At 48.6% G+C, this 21,137-nt stretch carries 19 protein-coding genes; 11 read left to right on the forward strand and 8 right to left on the reverse strand.

From position 1 onward, the window contains the following. Positions 1 to 93 precede the first annotated feature (93 nt). Entirely contained in the window at positions 94 to 1,365 is a 1,272-nt protein-coding gene (locus HP552_RS20430; protein ID WP_175397239.1) for a PQQ-binding-like beta-propeller repeat protein, read from the reverse strand. Positions 1,366 to 1,622: 257 nt separating this feature from the next. Here HP552_RS20430 and HP552_RS20435 point away from each other — a divergent pair, with 257 nt between their 5' ends. The 3 genes from HP552_RS20435 to HP552_RS20445 all read left to right on the forward strand — a co-directional run bounded on the left by HP552_RS20435 (position 1,623) and on the right by HP552_RS20445 (position 3,950). Next, positions 1,623 to 2,219 carry a restriction endonuclease gene (locus HP552_RS20435; RefSeq protein ID WP_175397240.1) on the forward strand — a complete coding sequence of 199 codons (597 nt, stop codon included), beginning with the start codon at positions 1,623 to 1,625 and terminating at the stop codon, positions 2,217 to 2,219. 138 nt (positions 2,220 to 2,357) lie between these two features. Next, a complete protein-coding gene (brfA, locus tag HP552_RS20440) occupies positions 2,358 to 2,585 on the forward strand; it encodes a ribosome rescue factor BrfA (RefSeq protein ID WP_175397241.1) in 228 nt (75 codons plus the stop codon). Positions 2,586 to 2,702: 117 nt separating this feature from the next. Further along, positions 2,703 to 3,950 (forward strand): winged helix-turn-helix domain-containing protein, encoded by a 1,248-nt coding sequence (locus HP552_RS20445; RefSeq protein WP_175397242.1) that lies wholly within the window; start codon positions 2,703 to 2,705, stop codon positions 3,948 to 3,950. A 125-nt stretch (positions 3,951 to 4,075) separates the two neighbouring features. Here HP552_RS20445 and fabV read toward each other — a convergent pair whose 3' ends face one another. From fabV to HP552_RS20465, 4 genes are all read right to left on the reverse strand, one after another. After that, the gene (gene fabV / locus HP552_RS20450) at positions 4,076 to 5,266 is read right to left on the reverse strand and encodes an enoyl-ACP reductase FabV (protein WP_175397243.1); all 1,191 of its coding nucleotides are present in this window, start codon (positions 5,264 to 5,266) and stop codon (positions 4,076 to 4,078) included. Positions 5,267 to 5,440: 174 nt separating this feature from the next. Next, positions 5,441 to 6,076: an SMI1/KNR4 family protein gene (locus HP552_RS20455; RefSeq protein WP_175397244.1), complete on the reverse strand. Its 636-nt coding sequence runs from the start codon at positions 6,074 to 6,076 to the stop codon at positions 5,441 to 5,443. A gap of 55 nt (positions 6,077 to 6,131) precedes the next feature. Further along, complete coding sequence (locus HP552_RS20460) at positions 6,132 to 6,947, reverse strand: class I SAM-dependent methyltransferase (RefSeq protein WP_175397245.1); 816 nt, start codon at positions 6,945 to 6,947, stop codon at positions 6,132 to 6,134. Positions 6,948 to 7,018: 71 nt separating this feature from the next. After that, complete coding sequence (locus HP552_RS20465; RefSeq protein ID WP_246310984.1) at positions 7,019 to 7,963, reverse strand: helix-turn-helix transcriptional regulator; 945 nt, start codon at positions 7,961 to 7,963, stop codon at positions 7,019 to 7,021. A 310-nt stretch (positions 7,964 to 8,273) separates the two neighbouring features. Here HP552_RS20465 and HP552_RS20470 point away from each other — a divergent pair, with 310 nt between their 5' ends. From HP552_RS20470 to HP552_RS20485, 4 genes are all read left to right on the forward strand, one after another. Then, entirely contained in the window at positions 8,274 to 9,707 is a 1,434-nt protein-coding gene (locus HP552_RS20470; protein WP_175397246.1) for a glycoside hydrolase family 1 protein, read from the forward strand. A 189-nt stretch (positions 9,708 to 9,896) separates the two neighbouring features. Further along, positions 9,897 to 11,039 (forward strand): GerAB/ArcD/ProY family transporter, encoded by a 1,143-nt coding sequence (locus tag HP552_RS20475; RefSeq protein WP_175397247.1) that lies wholly within the window; start codon positions 9,897 to 9,899, stop codon positions 11,037 to 11,039. After that, complete coding sequence (locus HP552_RS20480; RefSeq protein WP_175397248.1) at positions 11,036 to 12,535, forward strand: spore germination protein; 1,500 nt, start codon at positions 11,036 to 11,038, stop codon at positions 12,533 to 12,535. Before HP552_RS20475 ends, HP552_RS20480 begins: the two co-directional genes overlap by 4 nt. Positions 12,536 to 12,541: 6 nt before the next feature. After that, on the forward strand, positions 12,542 to 13,654 hold the full coding sequence (locus HP552_RS20485) for a Ger(x)C family spore germination protein (protein WP_175397249.1): 1,113 nt from the start codon (positions 12,542 to 12,544) through the stop codon (positions 13,652 to 13,654). Positions 13,655 to 13,728: 74 nt separating this feature from the next. On the opposite strand, the gene HP552_RS20490 is transcribed toward HP552_RS20485, so the two are convergent. Beyond that, entirely contained in the window at positions 13,729 to 14,397 is a 669-nt protein-coding gene (locus tag HP552_RS20490) for a phosphatase PAP2 family protein (protein ID WP_246310985.1), read from the reverse strand. Positions 14,398 to 14,546: 149 nt separating this feature from the next. Between HP552_RS20490 and HP552_RS20495 the strand changes: the two genes are divergently transcribed. Then, positions 14,547 to 15,119: a hypothetical protein gene (locus HP552_RS20495; RefSeq protein ID WP_175397251.1), complete on the forward strand. Its 573-nt coding sequence runs from the start codon at positions 14,547 to 14,549 to the stop codon at positions 15,117 to 15,119. A gap of 93 nt (positions 15,120 to 15,212) precedes the next feature. Here the strand turns inward: HP552_RS20495 and HP552_RS20500 are convergent, their stop codons facing one another. Both HP552_RS20500 and HP552_RS20505 read right to left on the reverse strand, forming a co-directional pair. Then, positions 15,213 to 15,989, reverse strand: coding sequence for an AraC family transcriptional regulator (locus HP552_RS20500; protein ID WP_175397252.1), 777 nt, complete (start codon positions 15,987 to 15,989; stop codon positions 15,213 to 15,215). An 18-nt stretch (positions 15,990 to 16,007) separates the two neighbouring features. Further along, positions 16,008 to 16,589 (reverse strand): LysE family translocator, encoded by a 582-nt coding sequence (locus HP552_RS20505; RefSeq protein ID WP_175397253.1) that lies wholly within the window; start codon positions 16,587 to 16,589, stop codon positions 16,008 to 16,010. 197 nt (positions 16,590 to 16,786) lie between these two features. On the opposite strand from HP552_RS20505, the gene HP552_RS20510 reads away from it, so the two are divergent. From HP552_RS20510 to HP552_RS20520, 3 genes are read left to right on the forward strand one after another with little or no spacing between them, the layout of a single operon-like run. Further along, the gene (locus HP552_RS20510; RefSeq protein ID WP_175397254.1) at positions 16,787 to 17,794 is read left to right on the forward strand and encodes a substrate-binding domain-containing protein; all 1,008 of its coding nucleotides are present in this window, start codon (positions 16,787 to 16,789) and stop codon (positions 17,792 to 17,794) included. 16 nt (positions 17,795 to 17,810) lie between these two features. Then, positions 17,811 to 19,736 (forward strand): cache domain-containing sensor histidine kinase, encoded by a 1,926-nt coding sequence (locus HP552_RS20515; protein WP_376768973.1) that lies wholly within the window; start codon positions 17,811 to 17,813, stop codon positions 19,734 to 19,736. Further along, positions 19,733 to 21,046: a response regulator gene (locus tag HP552_RS20520; protein ID WP_175397255.1), complete on the forward strand. Its 1,314-nt coding sequence runs from the start codon at positions 19,733 to 19,735 to the stop codon at positions 21,044 to 21,046. Before HP552_RS20515 ends, HP552_RS20520 begins: the two co-directional genes overlap by 4 nt. Positions 21,047 to 21,137: the final 91 nt, after the last annotated feature.

Genomic DNA, 21,137 nt, shown 5'->3' on the forward strand with positions numbered 1-21,137 from the left:
ATAACAAAAGGATTGATGATGACAAGCAAGAAAGGAAAAGGGAAATAAAAAAGCACCCTGTCAACCGTGAGCCGGTCTTCCAGGGCACTTCCCTTATTTTTCTGTTGAAGCTTTGAGCACATATTTGGATAATGTGTCATTTTGAATAGCATAAAAGACATGGTTGATATACGTTGAAGGACCTTCCATGGAAGGAACCGATGCACTTGTGGTGTATACATGTACGTCTTTCAGCGTTTCCGGGTCCACAATATAACCTGTTTTGGCGAAATCGAGTTGGTACAGTCCATCCTGTGTCCGTTCAACCTGCATCAGGACAGGCTGCTGGTCCTTGAACGTACGCTCGGTTACTTTGCCTTTCATGGTGTACAGCTCCAGCTTGGAACCTGTAAACAGGGTATAACCGCTGCCTGCCGTCTGAATGAAGGCATTGCCAGCAATGGTGCGTCCCCAGGCGAGTTTGCCGTCTGTGCCGAAGCCCATCAGTTTGTTGCCCGTGTTTTCAAAGTTGGCGCGCATAATGATGGATCCATCGTCCAGTATAGCAAGGGATTCACCGCCACCGTCTCCTTGGGTGTTGGCATTGCTCGGGAACTGATAGAAGGACAGGCGGGTCAGCGAACGATCGTAAATCTCCACTTTAGGATTCGCTGCTGGCTGCCAATAGCTGCCGACTTTGGTTCGTTTGCTGGCATCGACCACAATGCGGTCATTGCCTGCTTGAAGCACAGCACCGTTAATTGTTTTCTCGGTAATGAGTTTGCCTTTCTTGTCATAGAGCGAGAGAGCGGTTCGAACCGAACCATTGGACTGAGCGCCCTGACTTGAAGCGATTAACAAAGTCTCGTCATCGAGAAGATACAGGTCAGATGGAGCGGTTACCGTTCTAACCCAGTTTGTCTTGCCAGATGTATTAAACGAGTATACCTTCTTGGTTCCGTCGGAATATTCCATATATACATAGGCTGTGCCGTAACTGGTGTATAGCGAATCGGAGTAGGTTGTATACGGCCCGCTCTTATCGTGGAAAATATAATTCCATTTCACTTTGCCTGTTGTCGCATCCAGTGCCTGAAGTGTATCGAGCTGCCAGTCCAGCGTCGTAGCGCTGCTTGTCTTGGTTACAGGCTGGGAGGAATGCACGTATACCAAATTTTTGGCAGGTACTGCGTTGATCTCCTTGATTATGACGTCTTTTTCCGTGTTAACTTGGGATTGCATCAGGGAAGATGAAGTCCAAGCAGGTTTGGGAAGCGGCTCACTCTGTACCGCAGCGTAACCTGTTGTATTCATGCTGAAGAGGAGCACGCCGCTGAGTAGCAGGGCTGCCCATGTTTTGGTGTTGCGTTTGTTTGATATAAGCAAGTTATAAACCACCTTTCTTCAGTTCAAAATAGAACCGATTGTTGAATTCTACCATTTAATACAATTGGAATTCAACCCGATAGACTGTAACCTTTTATCAATAAGGTATGGTATTATCTTTGTTTTGTGAAGTTTAACGGTTACAGGGAATTCATCTTCTTCCGATCAGGGTGGAAGTTTGCTATATTTAGTGCGGTAAACATGATTGAATGTGTACAAGTATGATTTAGGTAGAGGGATGAACAAGGAGAAAAGATATGAACTGGAATGACAACTTCACCCCCTGGGTGATCGGATCGATTGTTGTATTATTGCTGCTGGCTTGGGTGATTCGGCGAATCATCAGACGGGGAAAGCGCATACGAAGTGAAGCGAATCCCCGCAAGATTTCGATTAAGGATATCGATAAAATGGAAGATGGGTCTGAATTTGAGCTGTATCTCTTTCATTTATTTCAACAGCTTGGCTATAATGAGGTTCATAAGACGACCAGCAGCCGGGATTTTGGAGCGGATCTTGTTTTTATGGACCGGTTGGGCAGACGTAATGTCATTCAGGCGAAGCGCTACGGAGCGAATCATCCCGTTGGACTAAGCGCGGTACAGGAAATCTATACATCAATGCGTTATTATGAAGCAGACCGCTCGATCGTCTTGACTTCGGCAAGATACACGGAAGCCTGCCGGACGCTGGCTGCGGTAAATGGTGTAAAGCTGCTGGACCGCGAAGATCTGATGGAATTGATCGTTCTGTTCAAATCGAGAAGAGTGGAAGAAGCCATGGAACGGATTGAAGAAGATGATCAGGAGCCTGTGGAAACTTGGCAATCCAAGCGGAAGCGGGTTACACGCTAAGCTTAAAATGGTAAATGCAATTTCAGAGGTCCCCAGTGGGGCCTTTTTTTGATGAAAGTAGGCATGATTCACTTCCACTTGTTTGCCTGCACATGATATATTGAGTGTATATCAATCAAAGGAGTGTGTGAATACGTTATGGCACGTACCCAAACCCAAAAAGCATTACGCAGAGCAGAACGGTCAGGACAGTATTGCCCGGAACAGAGCCGGAGAATGAACGGGGATTATGGTGCATTATCCCAGCATGTGCGTCTCATGCCAACCAAACAGGAGAAATTGCAAAAGGTCAAACACAAGAAGCGGATCATCCAGGATGGTGGTGCTTCTTTTTATTTTGTCCAACGGGTATGCATGAGCGCATAAAAAATTCTTCCTTGTACACATCCTGGTTGGAATGCTTCATTAAAGACTGATAAAATGGATATATCTGGCGAATGCCTGCATGACCATGAATCCTGTTAGAAGGGACGAATAATACATATGACCACCCCCATGCGCACGACAAAGACAGCTGTTCGGCGTTTTTTGCTGCACACCCAATTATTGCTGGAACGCTGGCCGGCAGCAGGGAGACCGTCCGGTCCGGATCAGGTCATGAATTTGATTCGTACGTTAGGCTGCGTGCAGATCGATCCGGTTGCCGCAGTAGCCGGAAACCAGCATTTGGTGCTGGGTGCCCGTGATCCGGGGTACACTCCGGGATATTTACATACATTGCTCAGTGATCACAAAGTATTCGAGTATTTTGCCAATGCCGCATGTGTCATCCCAATAGAGGACTACGCACTTTTCGAACCTGTACGTGCAAGATTGAGGGAACGGCTGGCTCCATCCCTGCAAGGTTTGGAAGGAACGGTACAGCATGTGCTGCAGCGCCTTGCGGAGGAAGGACCATTACCCTCCAAAGCGTTTCGTGCGGTTGATCGAGTCAGTGGATATTGGGATCGTCCAGATGCACCAAAGACCAAGGATACAAGCCTTGCTTTGAACCTGCTTCTGGATACCGCAGCCATCCGGGTGGTTGCACGACAAGGGAATGAACGATACTTCCAGATCACTGAATCATATCTGCATCAGCAGGTACCTCACATAAGTGAAGAACGGGATGCTCATACACAACACCAAGCGCTTTTGGACAAATACATTTATGCCTATCGGGTGGTGGATACCCGTGATCCCAGACTCGGATGGCTGAAATGGAGCGCGGCTGAACGGCGTGCTCAGATCGCTGCACGAGTGGCGGATGGACGATTGATTCCGCTGGAAATCGAGGGAGTAGGGACGCCTTACTATATTCGAGCAGAAGATGAAGAGATGCTTTTGAAGATGGAACAGGAAGAACCACATTATGAGCCATCAGGTCCGGTTCGCTTCTTACCTCCATTGGACAACTTGTTGTGGAGAAGGGAACGGATCGTAGATTTGTTTGATTTCCATTATAAGTGGGAGATTTATACCCCCGAATCCAAACGAACCTATGGCTATTATGCCATGCCCATTCTTCATGGAGATCGACTGATCGGTCGGATGGACCCCAGGCTGGACCGTAAAACGGGCGTACTCACGATACGTTTGTTAGCAATGGAAGAGGGTGCCCCCCCGGTGGAGGAATGGATATCGGATTTTCGGGAGGGACTTGCCTTCTTCGCCAGCATGCATGGGGCGCAATCCATCACGGTGGAAACGACCGCGCCACAAACGCTAAAGAAACAGCTTAAGTCACTCTGATGCTGAGATGGATTCAAGGATAAGACGATTCACTCCACAAGTCTGAGCATAACAAAAGGAGAGCCCCGGGCTCTCCTTTTGTTATGCCTTAATTCATTAGGTTTAGCGTACCCTGTTACCTTTGATTAGCGCAGATGCGGTACTTCAACATTGGGATCCACGTCTGCTTCATAGTCCACGCCATCCGTTTCAAAACCAAACAGCTGGAAGAACTCGCGGCGGTACCCTTCAAGGTCAGACAGATCGTAGATGTTTTCCGTGGTCAACTCATTCCAAAGTTTCGCCACTTCTTCCTGTACATCTTCTCTCATCTCCCAATCATCAATGCGGATGCGTCCTTGTTCGTCCGTTGGAACGTCTCCTCCAGCGTACAGACGGTCTGCGAACAGACGCTGCAATTGCTGGGTGCAGCCTTCGTGCAGCCCTTTTTCCTTCATGACTTTGTACAAAGCAGAGATGTACAGCGGCACGACAGGGATCGCGGAGCTGGATTGAGTCACAAGTGCTTTTGCTACGGTCACATAGGCACGCCCACCTGTAGCACTCATGCGGTCATTCAGCTTGTGTGCCGTCGCCTCCAGATGATCCTTGGCCTGGCCGATAGAGCCTTCACGGTAGATGGCCTGCGTCAGTTCAGGACCGATATAGGAGAAAGCGATCGTGGTTGCGTCTTCAGCCAACACGCCGCCTTGCTGCAGTGCATCCATCCACAGTTCCCAATCTTCGCCGCCCATTACCGTTACAGTTTGGCGAATCTCTTCTTCGGTTGCAGGCTCAAGGGTAACGGAAGTGATTTCGCCCGTATGGAAGTTGACTGTTTTGTTGGTGTACGATTGTCCAATCGGCTTCAGCACCGAGTTGGAAACTTCTCCAGTGTTCGGATCGGTACGCCGTGCGGACGCCACGCTGTAGACCACAAGGTCAACTTGGCCGAATTCGCTGCGGATCAGCTCAACCGCTCTTTCTCTCGTTTCGTTTGCAAAAGCGTCTCCAGTGATGCTGTACGATTTCAGGCCTGCTTCTTCTGCGGCCTTCTCAAATGCAGCAGAGTTATACCAGCCTGCGGAAGCGGTACGTTTGTCCGTGGAGCTGCTTGGGCGGTAAATACCGATCGTATTTGCTCCTGCGCCAAACGCGGAAACAATACGTGACGCGAGTCCGTATCCGGTAGAAGCGCCGATAACGAGCACGTTACGTGGCCCCTTCAGCGCCGGTTGGGATTTCACGTATTCAATCTGTTCCTGCACCTGTGCGGCACAACCTACAGGATGGGAAGTTGTACAAATAAAACCACGCGTTCTTGGTTTAATAATCATTCATTTGCATCCTTTCATAATCAACTCTAGTGTCAGCATCCAGGCCAGATGCTCGTGTACATACTTCCTTATTGTAAAACAATTGTCTCCGAAACGGAAACCGTTTCATTTGTTCTCTCTTCAGAGGAACCGTCTTTTGGGATCTCTATTGAAGTTATCTCTACTCTATTGAAGTTATGAATGATGGCTGGACGCAAACGGAATGAGCATATCCCGAAATGAAGGAAAAAGGGGTTTGGCCCAACCCTCCAGCTGTTCACGGCTTGGTGATTCATCATTCACCAGAAACTCATGATCAAACCAAACGACAGCGTAATCCTCGTCCCCGTGGGGGTTACGGATATCCCAGCATACTGGTCCGGCATCATCTTCATATGTAGCGAATGGAACGTAGCCTTTTGAAATTAGTGGTTTCCAGGCTGACCATAGTCCATGCAAATCCTCTAATGGACGATCGGAGGGCAGATTCGGCAGCCCAATGACGAAATCGTCGTAACGGAGATAGACATTCAGTACATACCGGGTGCTAAGAAAGGCACGGTATAGCGGCGGGATGGGAACATGTAATTCAAAGGATTGCTCAAGCTCACGAATCTGGTCTTCCGTTACCGTCGAAGGAATCATTTTCCAACGAACCCAGCCTTCTTCATCCACCGCTCCATCCTGCATTTCCACGGGCACGCCGTAGTCCTCCTCCTCCGTTTTGGCCGGATGAGACATCAGAATGTCGCGGTGAGGGGAGTCGAAGTACGCATCCAAACATTGTAAAATGAAGGCTCGATTTTGCTGCAGGACATTCGAATCATTCAAAGCGGTTCACTGCCTTTCTTCTCGGGTGGAGTCTGGATAGTGGGTGATGAGAATATCAGATGATACCCAGGCGCATGCGGTAAGAAAATAGTACGGTTCTCGATTGTCCGTCAAATATCCGTGCTGCCAGCGCTCTGAACTCTTCTGCAGCGGTTAACAGTTCATCTGCTCCCAGCTTGAGAGCGGTTTGCAAGCCGCCCTGGCTTAGTGCCAGATTGACGTAACGATCCGCATCAAACGTCTCATGGTGATGAAACACAATCTCACGGACATAGCGGAACAGGCCAGATTGATTAATCTGCTGCAAATGCTCGTCCTTGCTCCATTTATGCGCCTGATTTTCCTGAGCTTCAAGACGGGAAGCCTGCTCATCGGCTTCGGCGATCAACTGCTGATAAGCTTGCTCCAGCTGCCAATCCAGGACAGGTGGCCAGTCACAGTCATAAGCTGCAAAAATGCCTCCAGGCCGCAGTACACGTGCGAATTCGCGGAGTGTCGATTGCGGCTCCATCCAGTGGAACGATTGGGAGCATGTCACGATATCAACACTGCCGTCCGGCAGCCCCAGTTCATGGGACAACCCCGATACAAATCGCAGATGGTCAGGCTTGCCCGCCGCCTCCCATTTAGCCTCCGCCACAGCTCTCATGTCATCGCTGGGTTCTATACCGATAATTCGTTCAGCTTCATTAAGCCAGATCCATGAGGATAATCCGGTACCGCAACCCACATCTGCAACCAATCTCGGTTTGGTGCCGAGGTAGGTGTTCAGAATTTCCACGACCTCTGTCGGTGCAGACGGGCGATTCTGGTCATATAACGTACCGAAGCCTTTGAAACGTTCCACATTGTTGCGTCTGATGTCTTGCATGGACAAACCTCCTCTACAAAATGGATGAATTGAAGTTCATATAGCCCTTGGATGCTCAGGATTTCATTATATCACTCATTCTGCTTCATGCTGTCTTGAATGACTTTTTGCAAGTGTTGAACGGCTTTCATATGTCGGTGGAGCAGCTCCTGTCTGACATGTGGAGGTTTAAGCACAGTCAGTTCTGCGCCAAATGACATCAGAAACGAATACAGCCGCTCTCCTTCATGAATGTCCAGCGTCACGCGAAGCTGACCATCCGGCTGCTTGTCGATTAGGGAAGGTTCAAAAAAATCATGTGCCCGATAAGCAATGGTGCTTGAAAATAACAATTCCAGGGATACAGGAGCGTTCGCAGTAGTCTTTTCCACATCGGCTGCAGCGGAGACTGAACGATGCTCCTGCAGCCTTGGCAGCAAACGGAGCTCGGAAATCCGTTTCATCTTGAATGTCTGTCTTTCGGTATGAGGGGGTTTGCTTTCGTCCTGTCCTTCGATATACCATGTACTATTTTTGAAAATGAGTTTGATCGGTGCAATCGTCTCCACACTTGGTTCTCCGTCAGAGTCGATATAGTTGAATGTCATCCCTTGCTTGGTCAGTATGGCCTGCTTCACCAGGTTGAACATTTCTCTTTCCTGCACAGGGATACTACCCCACGGGGAAAAATCGAATTCGATCCAGTCCAGCTTGTGATCAAACATGGATGTCAGTCGTTTAAGCATATGGACACTGTTCAGGTGGGGAATGGCACTGATGCTGTACAGCCCAAGCAAAATTTCATTCTGATCTTCTTCAGACAGCAGGGACTTGTCCATGACATAGTTATCCATCAGATGGATGCCACCGTGTTTGCCCGTAGTGGTATAAACGGGAATTCCCGCCGCGCTCAGCCTGTCAATATCACGGTAAACCGTGCGTACCGAGATTTCAAACAAACTCGCGAGTTCAGGCGCGGTAGCCTTCTTTTTTTCAAGTAACAGCAGCAGCATTCGAAATAATCGGTTATTTTCCATGCCTTGATTATACCATGACAACAGGTGTCAGGGTATGAATGCTACACTGGTGTAAAAGTCATATCAATTTAACAGGATTTAAAATGAGATCAGTATTTCACTAAATGTGAAAGTAGTGGAGGGACGAAATCGATTCTGGAGAAACAAAGTGTTCGCTTTTATCATCGGATTTATTCCTTGGAAAGGATAATAAAAGAAAATACGAGGATAACAGCGATCGGAAGAACGATTCGTAGCCGAAACGGCTACTTCACATGCATACCAAAAGAACTGATATTTGAAAGTAAGTAAAATTAAAGGAGGAGTTATCATGAAAATGAAAGACGGATTTTACTGGGGCGGCGCTACGGCTGCCAATCAATTCGAAGGCGGATGGAACAAGGGCGGCAAAGGCCCGAGTACATCTGATATGATGACGGGTGGAACCCACACGACTCCGCGGCGGATTACCCCAGTCCTTGAAGAGGGGACGTATTATCCGAGCCATGAAGCCGTAGACTTTTACGGACATTACAAAGAGGATATTGCCATGATGGCAGAGATGGGCTTCAAAATGTTCCGCATGTCCATCAACTGGTCCCGGATTTATCCAAACGGTTACGATCTGGAGCCAAACGAAGAGGGACTGCAGTTCTATGACAATGTTTTTGCCGAGCTGAAAAAATACAACATCGAACCACTGGTGACCATCTCTCACTATGAGACACCATTTGGTCTGACTCAGAAGTATAATGGCTGGGCTTCTCGTGAAGTGATCGATTGTTACCTCCGCTATTGTACAACCCTGTTCAACCGATATAAGGATCAGGTGAAATATTGGCTGACGTTCAATGAAATCAACTGTCTGACCATGCCGATGGGAGCATATATGGCGGCGGGCATTCTGTTTGAGGGCAAGGAAACGTTGACGGACGGCATTGACGATCCGCAGACTCGCTTCCAGGCCTTGCACCATCAATTCGTGGCGAGTGCGAAGGCAGTCAAGCTTGGACACGAGATTAACCCCGATTTTCAGATCGGCTGTATGGTCGCATTTATGACAACCTATCCGAACACCTGTAATCCAGACGATATATTGCTCGCACAGAAGAAGGATCAGCTTTCCAACATGATCTGTGGGGACGTGCAGGTGAGAGGGGCATATCCTGGTTTCGCCAAACGTTTCTTCGCAGAACAGGGCATTGAAATCGAAATGCAGCCGGAAGACGAGCAAACCCTGCGTGAGGGCTGCGTAGACTTTTATTCCTTCAGCTATTATATGTCCCTGGTTGAAAGTGCGGATGAGTCTCTGGAGAGAGCAGAAGGCAACCTGCTGGGCGGGATCAAAAATCCGTACCTTGAAGCTTCCGACTGGGGCTGGCAGATCGATCCGAAAGGATTGCGTTACACACTGAATCATCTGTATGATCGCTATCAGGTTCCGTTGATGGTGGTTGAGAACGGTCTGGGTGCAGTCGATGTGGTGGAGGAAGACGGTTCCATTCAGGATGATTATCGCATTGATTATCTGAGAGGTCACATTGAGCAAATGAAAGAGGCCGTAGCTGATGGGGTGGATCTGATCGCCTACACGATGTGGGGATGTATTGACCTGGTCAGCGCATCGACCGGAGAGATGAAGAAGCGTTATGGCTTCATTCATGTCAACAAGGATAATGATGGAAACGGTGACCTTAGCAGAACGCCGAAGAAGAGCTTCCATTGGTACAAAAAAGTCATTGAATCCAATGGCGAAGAGCTGTAGATTAATGTAGTAAAAAAGAGATATCGCACCCGCTTGTTCCTTCGAAGGGAATAAGCGGGTGTTTGCTATTGAATAAAAAGTTGAATTATTTACATACTTAACTCAAGCAACTGAACATAAGTGCAGTGAACGCAAGACGTGATCATTTCAGCAGATGCATATGATTCGTTCAGAAAAGGGGAGAACTCTGTGAACACTTCCGGGAACCGCTACAGCATGTCACCCATTCATCTGTTTTTTGTGCTCTATGTAAGTTTGGTTGGTGTCGGTTTGATGAATTTTCAGTATAAAATGCTGCGAGGGGCAGAAAAAGATGGATGGATCAGCATTTTGGCCGCGGCTGTCATCATCTCCATCATTATGAAAATGATGTTTGTTCTGCTGTCTCGCCAATCCCCCGATCAATCCTCTCTGGTTCATATCAATCAACGCTATTGGGGCCGATTTGCAGGTTCGATCCTGAATTGGATCTTTATTGTATATTTTATGCTGGGCTCCTTTGTAGCTTTTCGCTCCTATATTCATGTTATCCAGCTATGGATTCTCCCAACGCAAAATAACTGGCTGCTTGGCATGGTGGTCCTGGTACTTATCTATTACTGTGTTTCGGGCGGAATTCAGTCGGTAAGTGGGATGTGTCTATGGGGAACCCTCTTCATTCTTGTATTTGTATTTCCCCAGACGTTTCTGGTTTCTTCCTATCTTCATCCCCGAAATCTTCTTCCTGTATTGGATCATAATGTCGCATCCTTGTGGCTGTCCACACAGGACATGCTCCATGAATTTATTGGCTGCGGCATTCTGCTGGTAGTCTACCCGTTCATCAAGACTCCGGGACGTTCAGTCAAATGGGCTTATGGCGCGGTGGTCACTGCAACTATAGTGTATCTGATTTTCTTCATCTATTCTTTTATGTACTTCAGTCATGGACAGATGAAAGAACATTTGTGGCCAACCCTGAGCCTCATCAGCATCATTGAGATGCCCTTGATCCAGCGAATGGAGTATCTGGTGTTATCGTTTTGGCTGCTGAAAATCCTGTCCATCATCACATTAGGCCTGTGGGCAGCATGTCATTGTTTGAAGCTGGATAGATCGATTAAGCCCAGTCTCGGACTGAAATTCGCCATGGTTATTTTTGCAGTACTGTTGTTTGTTATTCGTGACACTGTGGATATTGATAGGGTTACCGAGCTGTACACCAGAATGGGTGAAATATTGATTTTAATATATGTCCCACTTGTATTCCTGTTCTCCTTGGTCCGGAAAGATCTAGGGGATCACACCGGTAATCAGGACATGTCAGATCCGCATAAAGGAGAGGGAGCATGAATTCACCTGTCAATGATGAGAAGCATAGGTCCAGGTCACCGCAAGACCCGCTGGACTCATGCCGCCGTTCCGATGATTTTATGATAAGTGCCATGACGGTATCCGGGATGTCAGTTGAAATCTGTTACTATAAAACGCTCGTGGACAGCCATCTATTGGAAGTGGTCATCCATTCGCTGCAGGAACGTATCCCTTCAAGCGAAGAATTGAATCTGCATGACGTGCTCTCACATATTCCCATAGAGGAAACCAATGTTACCGATCAAAACGAGGAAATGGTCAAAGCCCTTCTTCAAGGCGACCTGCTAATTCGTCAGTGCGATCAAATCCAGGAGGCGCTCCTTGTTCCCATGCCCGGCAAGGAAGGGGTCAGAAGTGATAATGATACGGAAAATGAATTCAGTGTCATCGGCCCAAAGGTCGGATTTGTCGAGGCATTGCCGGTTAACCTGCATTTGATCCGCATGCAGCTGCGGACGCCCAATCTGATCGTCAAGGAGATGACACTGGGCTCATTATCCCAATCCAGAGTGGCCATTCTGTATGTGGATGGCATAGCGCACCCTGAGAACGTGAGCAGGATGGAGGAGAGGCTGAAAGGAATTGATTTTGACGCTGTACTGGATACCTCGCAGCTGGACCAGCTTATAGCCGATAATTCACTCACGCCCTTTCCATTGTTTACGACGACAGAACGAAGGGACAGAGTGATCTTTGCCCTGATTACAGGGCAGGTTGCGGTCATTAGCGAGGGCTCGCCAAGCTCTATTACGGGTCCATCAACGTTATTTGATTTTTTTGTTTCGCCGGAAGATTATTATTTGCCTTGGGCGCTCGGTTCCTTTTTTCGCTTAATCCGCATTTTTGGTGTCATTTTCTCGCTGTTTGCCTCCGCCCTTTATGTGGCATTGATGACTTTTCACTACGAAGTGATACCCAAAGAGCTGCTTGGCAAATTGATTTCGTCCAGACAAAATGTACCGTTCCCTCCTTTGGTGGAGGTTATATTTCTGGAAACCACCATTGAATTTTTGCGTGAAGCCGGGGCCAGGCTGCCGAACCGTATTGGACAGACGCTGGGTATTGTCGGCGGGATTATTCTTGGACAGGCAGCGGTGGAGGCCGCACTTACCAGCAATGTGCTGATCATTATTGTATCCCTGTCAGCGCTGGCTTCCTTTGTGACACCGATCTATAAAATGTCCAACGCCATTCGTTTTCTGCGATTTCCGATTATTATACTGGCTGCCATCTGGGGGGCTTTCGGCATCGCGATCGGACTCTGCTTCCTCCTGGTCCATCTGTCGCGATTAAAATCGCTGGGATCGCCTTATATGGCTCCTTTTTATCCCATGCAGTTCCGTGATTTGAAAGACAGCCTGATTCGTGCTTCCTATGAGCAGACGGATACGAGGCCCCGCTATTTAAGGCCCCTTTCCATCATCCGTTACAAACCAGGCAAGATCCACCAAGCGAATCAGCTGGATGAGGAGTGAGAGAGGATGATGAGACTACCCAAAATAATACTGGCCGGAATGGCGATGCTGCTGCTCAGCTCCTGTCAGGATACGAGCATTGTGAACGAAATCAGTCTTGTCCTTACTTCCGCGTATGACCGGAAAGATAATCAGATTCACAACAGTGTGCTCATCGGGGAGTATACCGACAAAGACAAAAGTGATGTCGAGCTGCTGGAGATCGATTCAACGAACAGCTTTGATGTCATGCCAAGAATGAATATGCAGGCAAAAGAGCCGATTGAATATGGTCAATTAAGAATGATGGTGCTGGGGGAGGCCTATGCAAACCACGGCATTGGCGATATTCTGCGCGTACTGTCCCACAATACCCGTGTGTCCAGGCGTATGCAGTTTGCTGTGGCAGAAGGAAAAGCGCTGGATATTATTAAGGCATCCATTCCGGCTCATGATCCCTTGTATCTGATGAAATTGATCGAGCAGAACTCCAATTTTGCCAACCTGCCTCATTTCAATCTGCATCAAACGTTATTCCAATATTTTAGCAAAGGGCAGGATATCTACCTCCCGCGACTACGATTGAACGATCAGGGAAAAGTGGCTCTGGATGGCCTGGTGGTATTTAAAGGGGAAAAGGCTGAACTTCAGCTGAGCGAGGAAGAGGGGCTTTGTTTAAAACTGCTCACAGAGGACGCCAAGAATGGCAAGTTTCTGGCACCGATCCATCCGGTGGAGGGAGCGCAGAAGCAATCGTCTGAAACGACAGAGAACGATGCGCTGATTAAAATTTTGTCTTCCTCGGTAAAGCATGGGATGGCTTCAGAACCACCGGCAACGACCCTAAATACGACCATTCACATTAATGCTTCCGTAATCAAGGCTTCGCGGAATGATTTCCTGTTATCCGGTAAACAGATGAAGGAATTGGAAACCGAAATGCAAACTCATTTGGCATCCAAAATCAATCAATTGATACGGAAGTGTCAGAAGAAAAATGTAGATCCGGTCGCATATGGAGAGTATGTAAGAAGCCGTACGCACCACTGGAGTAATGAAACGTTTTATAAGGACTACGGCACGATGGACATCTGTGCTCAAGTGAAGCTGAATCTTGTTCAGGATGGTATTCAGGAATAGAAAGAATGAACAAAGACCCGCTCTCACCTCGATATGAGGATGGCGGGTCTTAGATATATTCCAATTGCAGCGTCCTATGTCAGAGGTTTGGAATGAAGCAGGGACATTCGCTCCAAATAACGCTGATAAAACCAAATACATATGCCCAGCCAGCTGCCGCTCAGAAAGTAACCTCCGGCAATATCACTGGGATAATGCACACCCAAATAAATCCGGCTCATGCCGATGGTCAAAATAAAGGCTGCACTTACGATTATCATCAACACACGGCCTGTCGCTGTAGGGATATGCTTCCAGATCAGAAAAGCCAGGCCGCCATACAGGCTGAACGCCGCCATGGAGTGTCCGCTCGGGAAGCTGTATCCACTCGCTTCTATAATGCGGTGAATGGTTGGTCTTGCACGTTGAAACGCCAGTTTCAACAGGGTGTTCAGCAATGTTGAACCTGCGATGACCGCTGCCAAAAACAGAAGTTCCCGTCTGTGTCCCAAAAAAAGATACAATACAATCATGGAAATGATCGTAATGATGATGACAGGCAGTCCGCTCCCAATCCAGGTGAACACCTGCATCCACTTGGTCATGCCGGGTGCTTCCATCCCCTGAATCCATCCGATCAGGTTATCATCAAACTGGTGGATCTGGTTATCGCTGATGGACAGGGCTATCAGTGCAAATATGGTGAGGCTTAATGCTGCTATAAGCAGTGGGATGGAGAAGTTCTTTTTTTCTTGCTGTATCAAATGTCGCGATCCTCCAAGATGTCTGAATTTCATATGTAAATCAGTCATACGATATTCGTATTATGCTATAATCTTACAATAAATATTTAAGTGGTTAAAAATGTTAGATAATACAAAGTTGGGGCAAAGATGGAGAACGGAGGTGGAAGATGAAGGGCATCTCATTCGTTATGATCATCCTGTTTATGGTTGCCATTGGGCTAACGGTATTCCCTGGAGAGAAGGCATATGCATGCAGCTGTGCTTACATTGAGATTCCGAAAAGGCTGGAAGGTGCCACAACGGCATTTACGGGGAAAGTAGTCAAAAGAGGAGTTACTCCAATATTCAGCCAAAATGGATTCAGAGAATACACCTTCGAGGTAGACAAGGCCTGGAAGGGCGTTCATGCCAAGAAAATGAGGATCATGGTAGATGATAGCGGCTCCAGTTCATGCGGAGTTCAGTTTGAACACAATCAGTCCTATTTAATATTCGCATATCAGAAAGAAAAAGACGGCAGGCTGCACACCGATCTATGTAGTGGTAATTTGACTCTCTCTGAAGCCGGAGAGACGTTGAAGCTTCTGGGTCCCGGCAAGTCCGTAACCGAGGATGACTTTCAAAAGAGTGGCGGAGGTTTGAGTGTGAATCTCTTTCGATATGCCGGAGGTCTTCTCTTAGCGGGAATAGTGTTAGCGTGGGTCTGGAAAAGAAAGAAAAGATCCGGATTCAGGCGGTGATCCCAGGCCCGAATGGAGTAATTCGAGATCATAAAATTCCCCACACTGTGCAAATCTCGTGTGGGGAATTTCAGTTCATGCAGGCCTTGCGGCTCAGTTAAGTTGAAGCATATATTCATACGCAGTAACGCCAAAGACACGCTTAAAGTGTCTGTTTAGATGCGTCAGATCCACGAATCCGCAATCCGCTACAGCGGAGTAAACGTCCTTATGCTTTTCTATAGCTTGCCGGGCACGTTCAACCTTGCAATTCAGGAAAAACTGGTAGGGGGATATACCTGCCTGTGACTTGAATTCACGAATAAACTGGAACTTGGACATGTTAAATTCAGAGCAGAGGTCATCCAGCTTCAGCACATCATCAAATCTGCAGAACATCATTTCTTTTGCTTTTCTCACAAGGCCGTCACGCGGTCCGGAAGTGTTGGTGTCGATCTCCGATCGGGACAGCAGATGTACCAGGCCGAAGAGCAGTTCACTGCATTTGGCTTCATCTTGTCCATTCTGAACGGCATTGTTCAGCATAAGAATGCTTCGTGCCAGCCCGGGATCGTAAACGATGGGGGTGGAGAAACGCAATTCTTTTCTCCCGAGAATCTCTTCTACCACGTCGGGCTTCAGATACAACATGACGTAGTCGATTCCGGCCTTGTCGTAAGAGCTGCCATCATGGGACTGCTCCCGATTAAATAGCATGACACCGTTTTGGTGGGAAGCCTGATAGTGACCGTCCAGGTGATATTGCTGGATACCGCGCAGTGTCACGCCAACCGCGTATTCCTCGTGGCAATGCTTCTTATACGTAAAATCGGTAAAACTGGCCGAGAGGGCCAGAATATCTGACGATTTTTTATAGTTGAACAGCTCCACTTCTTACACCCCTCCGATCTAAATGATTCCCGATACCATAATGGCTGAGTATACCAAAAAGAGCGCCATCGCGATACTAAAAGCTTTTTGATGATCTTGCAGGAATTTCCTGAAGACCGAGCCGAAAACGACCCAGCTGGAAAAGGCCAGAAATCCAATCACTGTAATAAGCAAGACGAACAGAAGCGACGACAGCGAGGAGTCATAATAGGGCAGTACATAGCTGGGAATAACAGTGAACGTGAACAGAATCACCTTTGGATTCACAAATTGCATGAGTAATCCGCTCCGAAATCCGGTGGCCTGTTTGGGTGCTTCCTCGGAAGAACCCATCTTGTAGATCTGGTAGGCCAGATACAGCATATACAGGCTGCCTACGATCTGCATCACATGCAGGATGCCAGGCAAAACACCGGCCAGGAGATGGTTGAGAAAGGCGGATGCGGCAAGCAGGATACCAAACGCCACTGTGGCTCCCCATACATAACGCATGGTTTGGCGCGCACCCACGTGCTGCACGGAAGATAAAATGACAATATTGCTGGGTCCTGGTGTGAAGGTAACCACAATGCAATAGATTAAAAAGGATGTAAGATTCATAGTGCCTCCCCGAGTTGTAGTTCCATGATCATACTGCGGGGATGAATGGACTGATAGTACATTATTGCAGCGGATGATCTTTGTACAAAAGGAAAGGAAACCGTAATGAGTCGGAAAGCGGTTTCTTTTTTTCGTGATTGCGTTTACAATTTATTCGAAAAGAAAGTGGACAGATTTCTCAAGGAAGTGAAACCGATATGAAAAAAACGTTGCTGGTCTATATTTTGCTAATCTCGGCTTTTGCTCTGTATGTGCTCAGGTACGAATACTCCAGCGAGGCAAATGGCTCATGGGAAGACAGGGGACTCCGCGGAGATATCGGTGAAACATACATCATGATCACATTCCAGTCCGGGCTGGAATATTGGAAAAGCGTACTCAAAGGCTTCGAGGATGCCGGGGATACGCTTGGGGTCACCGTCGAGTACCGGGGAGCTACCCGGTATGATCCGAAGGAACAGACGACGATCATTGAGCAGGCGATTGCACGGAAGCCGGCCGGTATCGCCATTTCCGCCATCGACCCGCAATCGCTTATTCCCGTTATTAACAAAGCACTGGATGCGGATATCCCGGTGGTCTTGTTTGATGCCGATGCGCCGGGCAGTAGGGCATATTCTTTTCTCGGTACGGACAATTATCAGGCAGGGGTGACTGCTGCGGACAAAATGGCCGAGCTCATGGGCCGGGAGGGAGAAGTCGCCGTTCTGACCATGCCGGGCCAGCAGAATCATGAGGAACGAACTCAGGGATTCCGCGATACGATTAAACAGCAGTACCCTTCCATGAAAGTTGTTGAAGTCGCAGATGGACACGGAGATGTCATGAGATCAAGAGACGAAGCGATGAGGTTGATGAAGGCTTATCCGAAGCTCGGCGGTATTTTTGTCACCGAAGCGACGGGAGCAGCTGGTGTCGGTGAAGCCGTGCAGAATGCAAAAGCAGGTGAGCCGTTCCAGATTATATCCTTTGATACAAATAAGGATACGCTCGATATGATCAAGAGCGGTACGATCTCTGCAACGATTGCACAGGGAACGTGGAATATGGGGTATTGGTCCCTTCAGTATTTGTTCCATTTGCATCACCAATTGACTGTACCTGCTCCGTCCTCTTCCGATGAGAATGCACCGCTGCCGGTTAAGGTGGACACCGGAATATCTGTCGTGACACGCTCGAATGTAGATGATTACTATGCCAAATAAAAATAATCGGTCAAGGATGTCCCTGAGCTTGAAAAGAATCCGTTTCGGCATGAAGGGTGGACTGCAGCGTTTGCGCTTGCGCAATATGCCACTGCGATATCAGCTGATGCTGCTCTTTTTGTTTTTTGCCATTGTTCCTTCGGTGGGACTCGGGCTGCTGGTCAACTGGACGGTGGAACGGATTGTTGAAAGACAGGTTGAGGGACATACGATGCAGTTGATCGGCAAAGTCAATGAAGCACTCGACAGCAAGATGGAGAATTTGCAAAACATGACCTATCTGATCGGGTTCGATCCGGATATCCGTGCTTTTATGGAAGGGAAAACGGATAGCGATGGTCATACGGGCATAGTTGAACCGGATAACGATCTGAACCAGGTCAGAGCTCAGGATCAACTCTATGGGATCAAGCAATATTTGCAGGGATTCACGACATTGTATCCGGAAATTGCAGGTATTGTTCTCGTTAACGGAAACGGAAACTACATCAGCAATGAGATGTATCCGAGAACAAATCAAAGCCTAATCCAGGAGGAATGGTATAAAAGTGCTGCCGGGAAGGCTGGCATTTTTACCGTTCTAGGACAGCCCAGCCAGCGGAACATTACGACGCATGTACGTTATAAGGATAGTGAAATTGTGTCCGTGGCACGTTCCATCACGGATGAAACATCGGGACGCGTACTCGGTGTCATTATGATTGATCTCAAGCTGCGTACCGTCTCTCAGGCCGCCAGGGATGTAACACTGGGGAAATCCGGATATGTCATGGTGACCGATGCAGAAGGGCGAAGTGTCTATATGCCGGACAACCCGCTCGTTGAGCAGATTCCCTCGGCGTGGTTCCAATCCGGGGATAGCGGAACTTTTAACGGAGAAGTGCAGGGGAAGGAATTGTTGTTCATGTACCAGTCTTCCGCGTTTACGGGATGGAGAACCGTAGGGGTATTCCCTGCACGAGAAACGATCGCAGAGGTCCGTCAGATTCAGTTTTACGTTGTCAGCTTCGTCTTCGTGGTATGTCTCTTCGGCCTGAGCGCCTCCCTGCGATTTTCCAGTTCCATCGCTCAGCCCATTTTCCGGCTGATGTCCTATATGCGCAGAGCAGAGACGGGAAACCTCAGATCCGGCCGCTGGAGCGACCGGGCTGATGAAATCGGCATGCTGGGCAGAAGTTTCAACCGAATGCTGGCACAGATCCGGCAGCTCATGTCCCTTAACGAACTGCGGGAGCGTCAGAAACGGGAGGCTGAAATGCGAAGTCTGCAGGAGCATATCAAACCTCATTTTCTATATAACACTCTTGATACGATTCATTGGATGGCGCGCAAGAAAGGCGTGGATGATGTATCCGAGATGGTTGGTGCCCTTTCGAGACTGTTTCGTATCGGGCTCAGTAAGGGGAATGATTATATCCCTTTGCATTCGGAGATTGAACATATATCCAGTTATCTGCAAATTCAACAGACCCGCTATCGGGACCGGCTTCAATGTGAATTGATCATTCCCGAGGAACTGAGGGAGCTGTTTGTGCTTAAGCTGCTGCTGCAGCCCATCGTGGAAAATGCCATTTACCACGGGATCAAAGCAAGACGGGGGCCCGGAACCATTCGGATCGAAGCGAAAATAGCAGATGGGAAGCTGTCTCTGACGGTACAGGATAATGGGGCTGGGATGTCCAGTGAGCGGCTGCGAGAGATGATTGGTCTTCTTCATGCACCTTTGGAAAGCATGGAAACACAGGAAGCCGGTCAGGGGGGCAAAAGCTACGGCATGCTGAATGTTCAGGCCCGCCTGCAGCTTTCTTTTGGTGAAGAATACGGGATTAGGCTGGATAGTAAAGAAGGCGAAGGTACTTGTGTGACCATCATTCAGCCTTTGATGAAGGAACTTCCACAAACGTTACCATTCGATAATGAAGGAAGGCGGGAGAGTCAATGAAGAGAGCGGCTATATCAGGAGCCTGGACTAATCCGGAGGATGCGGCAGCATCGGTGGCGGCAGCCCAGACATTGCAAACGGCCGAGCGCTACCAAGTGCTGATTGCAGATGATGAACCGATTATTCGCGAAGGCATACGGGATGCCATTGACTGGGATGGGCTGGGCATGAAGGTTGTCGGTGAAGCAGAGGACGGTGAAGAGGCGTTGGAATTGGCTGTCCGGCTGGGTGTCGATATCATCCTGGTAGACATGAACATGCCATTCCTGAACGGGATCGATCTGATCCGCCGCCTTCAGGACGAGTGCCCGGGCTGCCGCTGTCTGATCATTTCCGGACACGATGAATTTGCTTATGCCCAGGAGGCGGTGCGGCTTGGCGTGGAGGACTATATATTAAAGCCGGTAGATGCGGGTCGACTGCATGCTGCACTCGAGCGTCTGCATCAGCGGATGGACGAAGAGCGTAAGCGGACTGCTTACGTCAAGCAGGCTGCCGATCAGATCGAACGCAATATTCCGCTGCTGCGTCAGCGTTTTTGCCTGGAGTGGCTGGAAGGGCTGGCTGAAGGGAAAGATCTGACAGAGCAGCTGGCGTTCCTGCGTCTGCCACCCGAGCCGCCTGTGCAGATAGGGATCGTCCGCTGGCCTGCAGCTGAAGCGCGACAGACCGTTATGAGGGAGAACGATCGCCAGTTGTTTCTTTTTGCTGTGGAGAATATTATCAGTGAATTGCTTGGAGACCTGCCGCATGTTCTGTTCCGGGACCCGAATGGGTTAATTGGCATGTGCCTGTGGCAGACGGCCCCGGAAGAGCTGGATTGTACCATTGAACAGCAAATCAGTTCCTGTCTGAATATCGCCGTTCATGCTCATGTGGAGCAATATGCCGGTGAGTTGGAGGGAGCACCGAATACGTACCGGCTGTGCCGTGAACTCGTTTATGGCGAAGCCCGGCTGTCACCGCTGGTGCGAAGAGCCCGGCAGCTTATTCAAGAGGGGTACGCGGATCGGGACCTGACCCTGGAATCGCTAGCTTCCCGTTTGCAAGTTTCTGCCGTATATCTCAGCCGGGTGCTCAAGAAAGAGCTGAACGATTCTTTCGTAACTCTGGTCACGCATACCCGTATCCGCAAAGCGGTACAGCTGCTGGATTCCACCGCACTGCCCATCCATAGCATTGCAGAACGGGTTGGTTACGATACCCAGCATTATTTCAGCACGGCGTTCAAAAAAACGATGGGAATTTCGCCTGCGCAGTATCGAAAGGACGGGGGCACAGGGCGTAATGTCTCAGCGGACCGGGTATAGTGTTAACAGACGTTGATCAAGACAACGGAGTTGTTCTACTTCTGTGAAGTGGAGCAGCTCTTTTTTTTGTCCAGTTCAATAACGGTATCCA

The sequence above is a fragment of the Paenibacillus xylanilyticus genome (assembly GCF_013359935.1).
Lineage (GTDB): Bacteria > Bacillota > Bacilli > Paenibacillales > Paenibacillaceae > Paenibacillus > Paenibacillus xylanilyticus.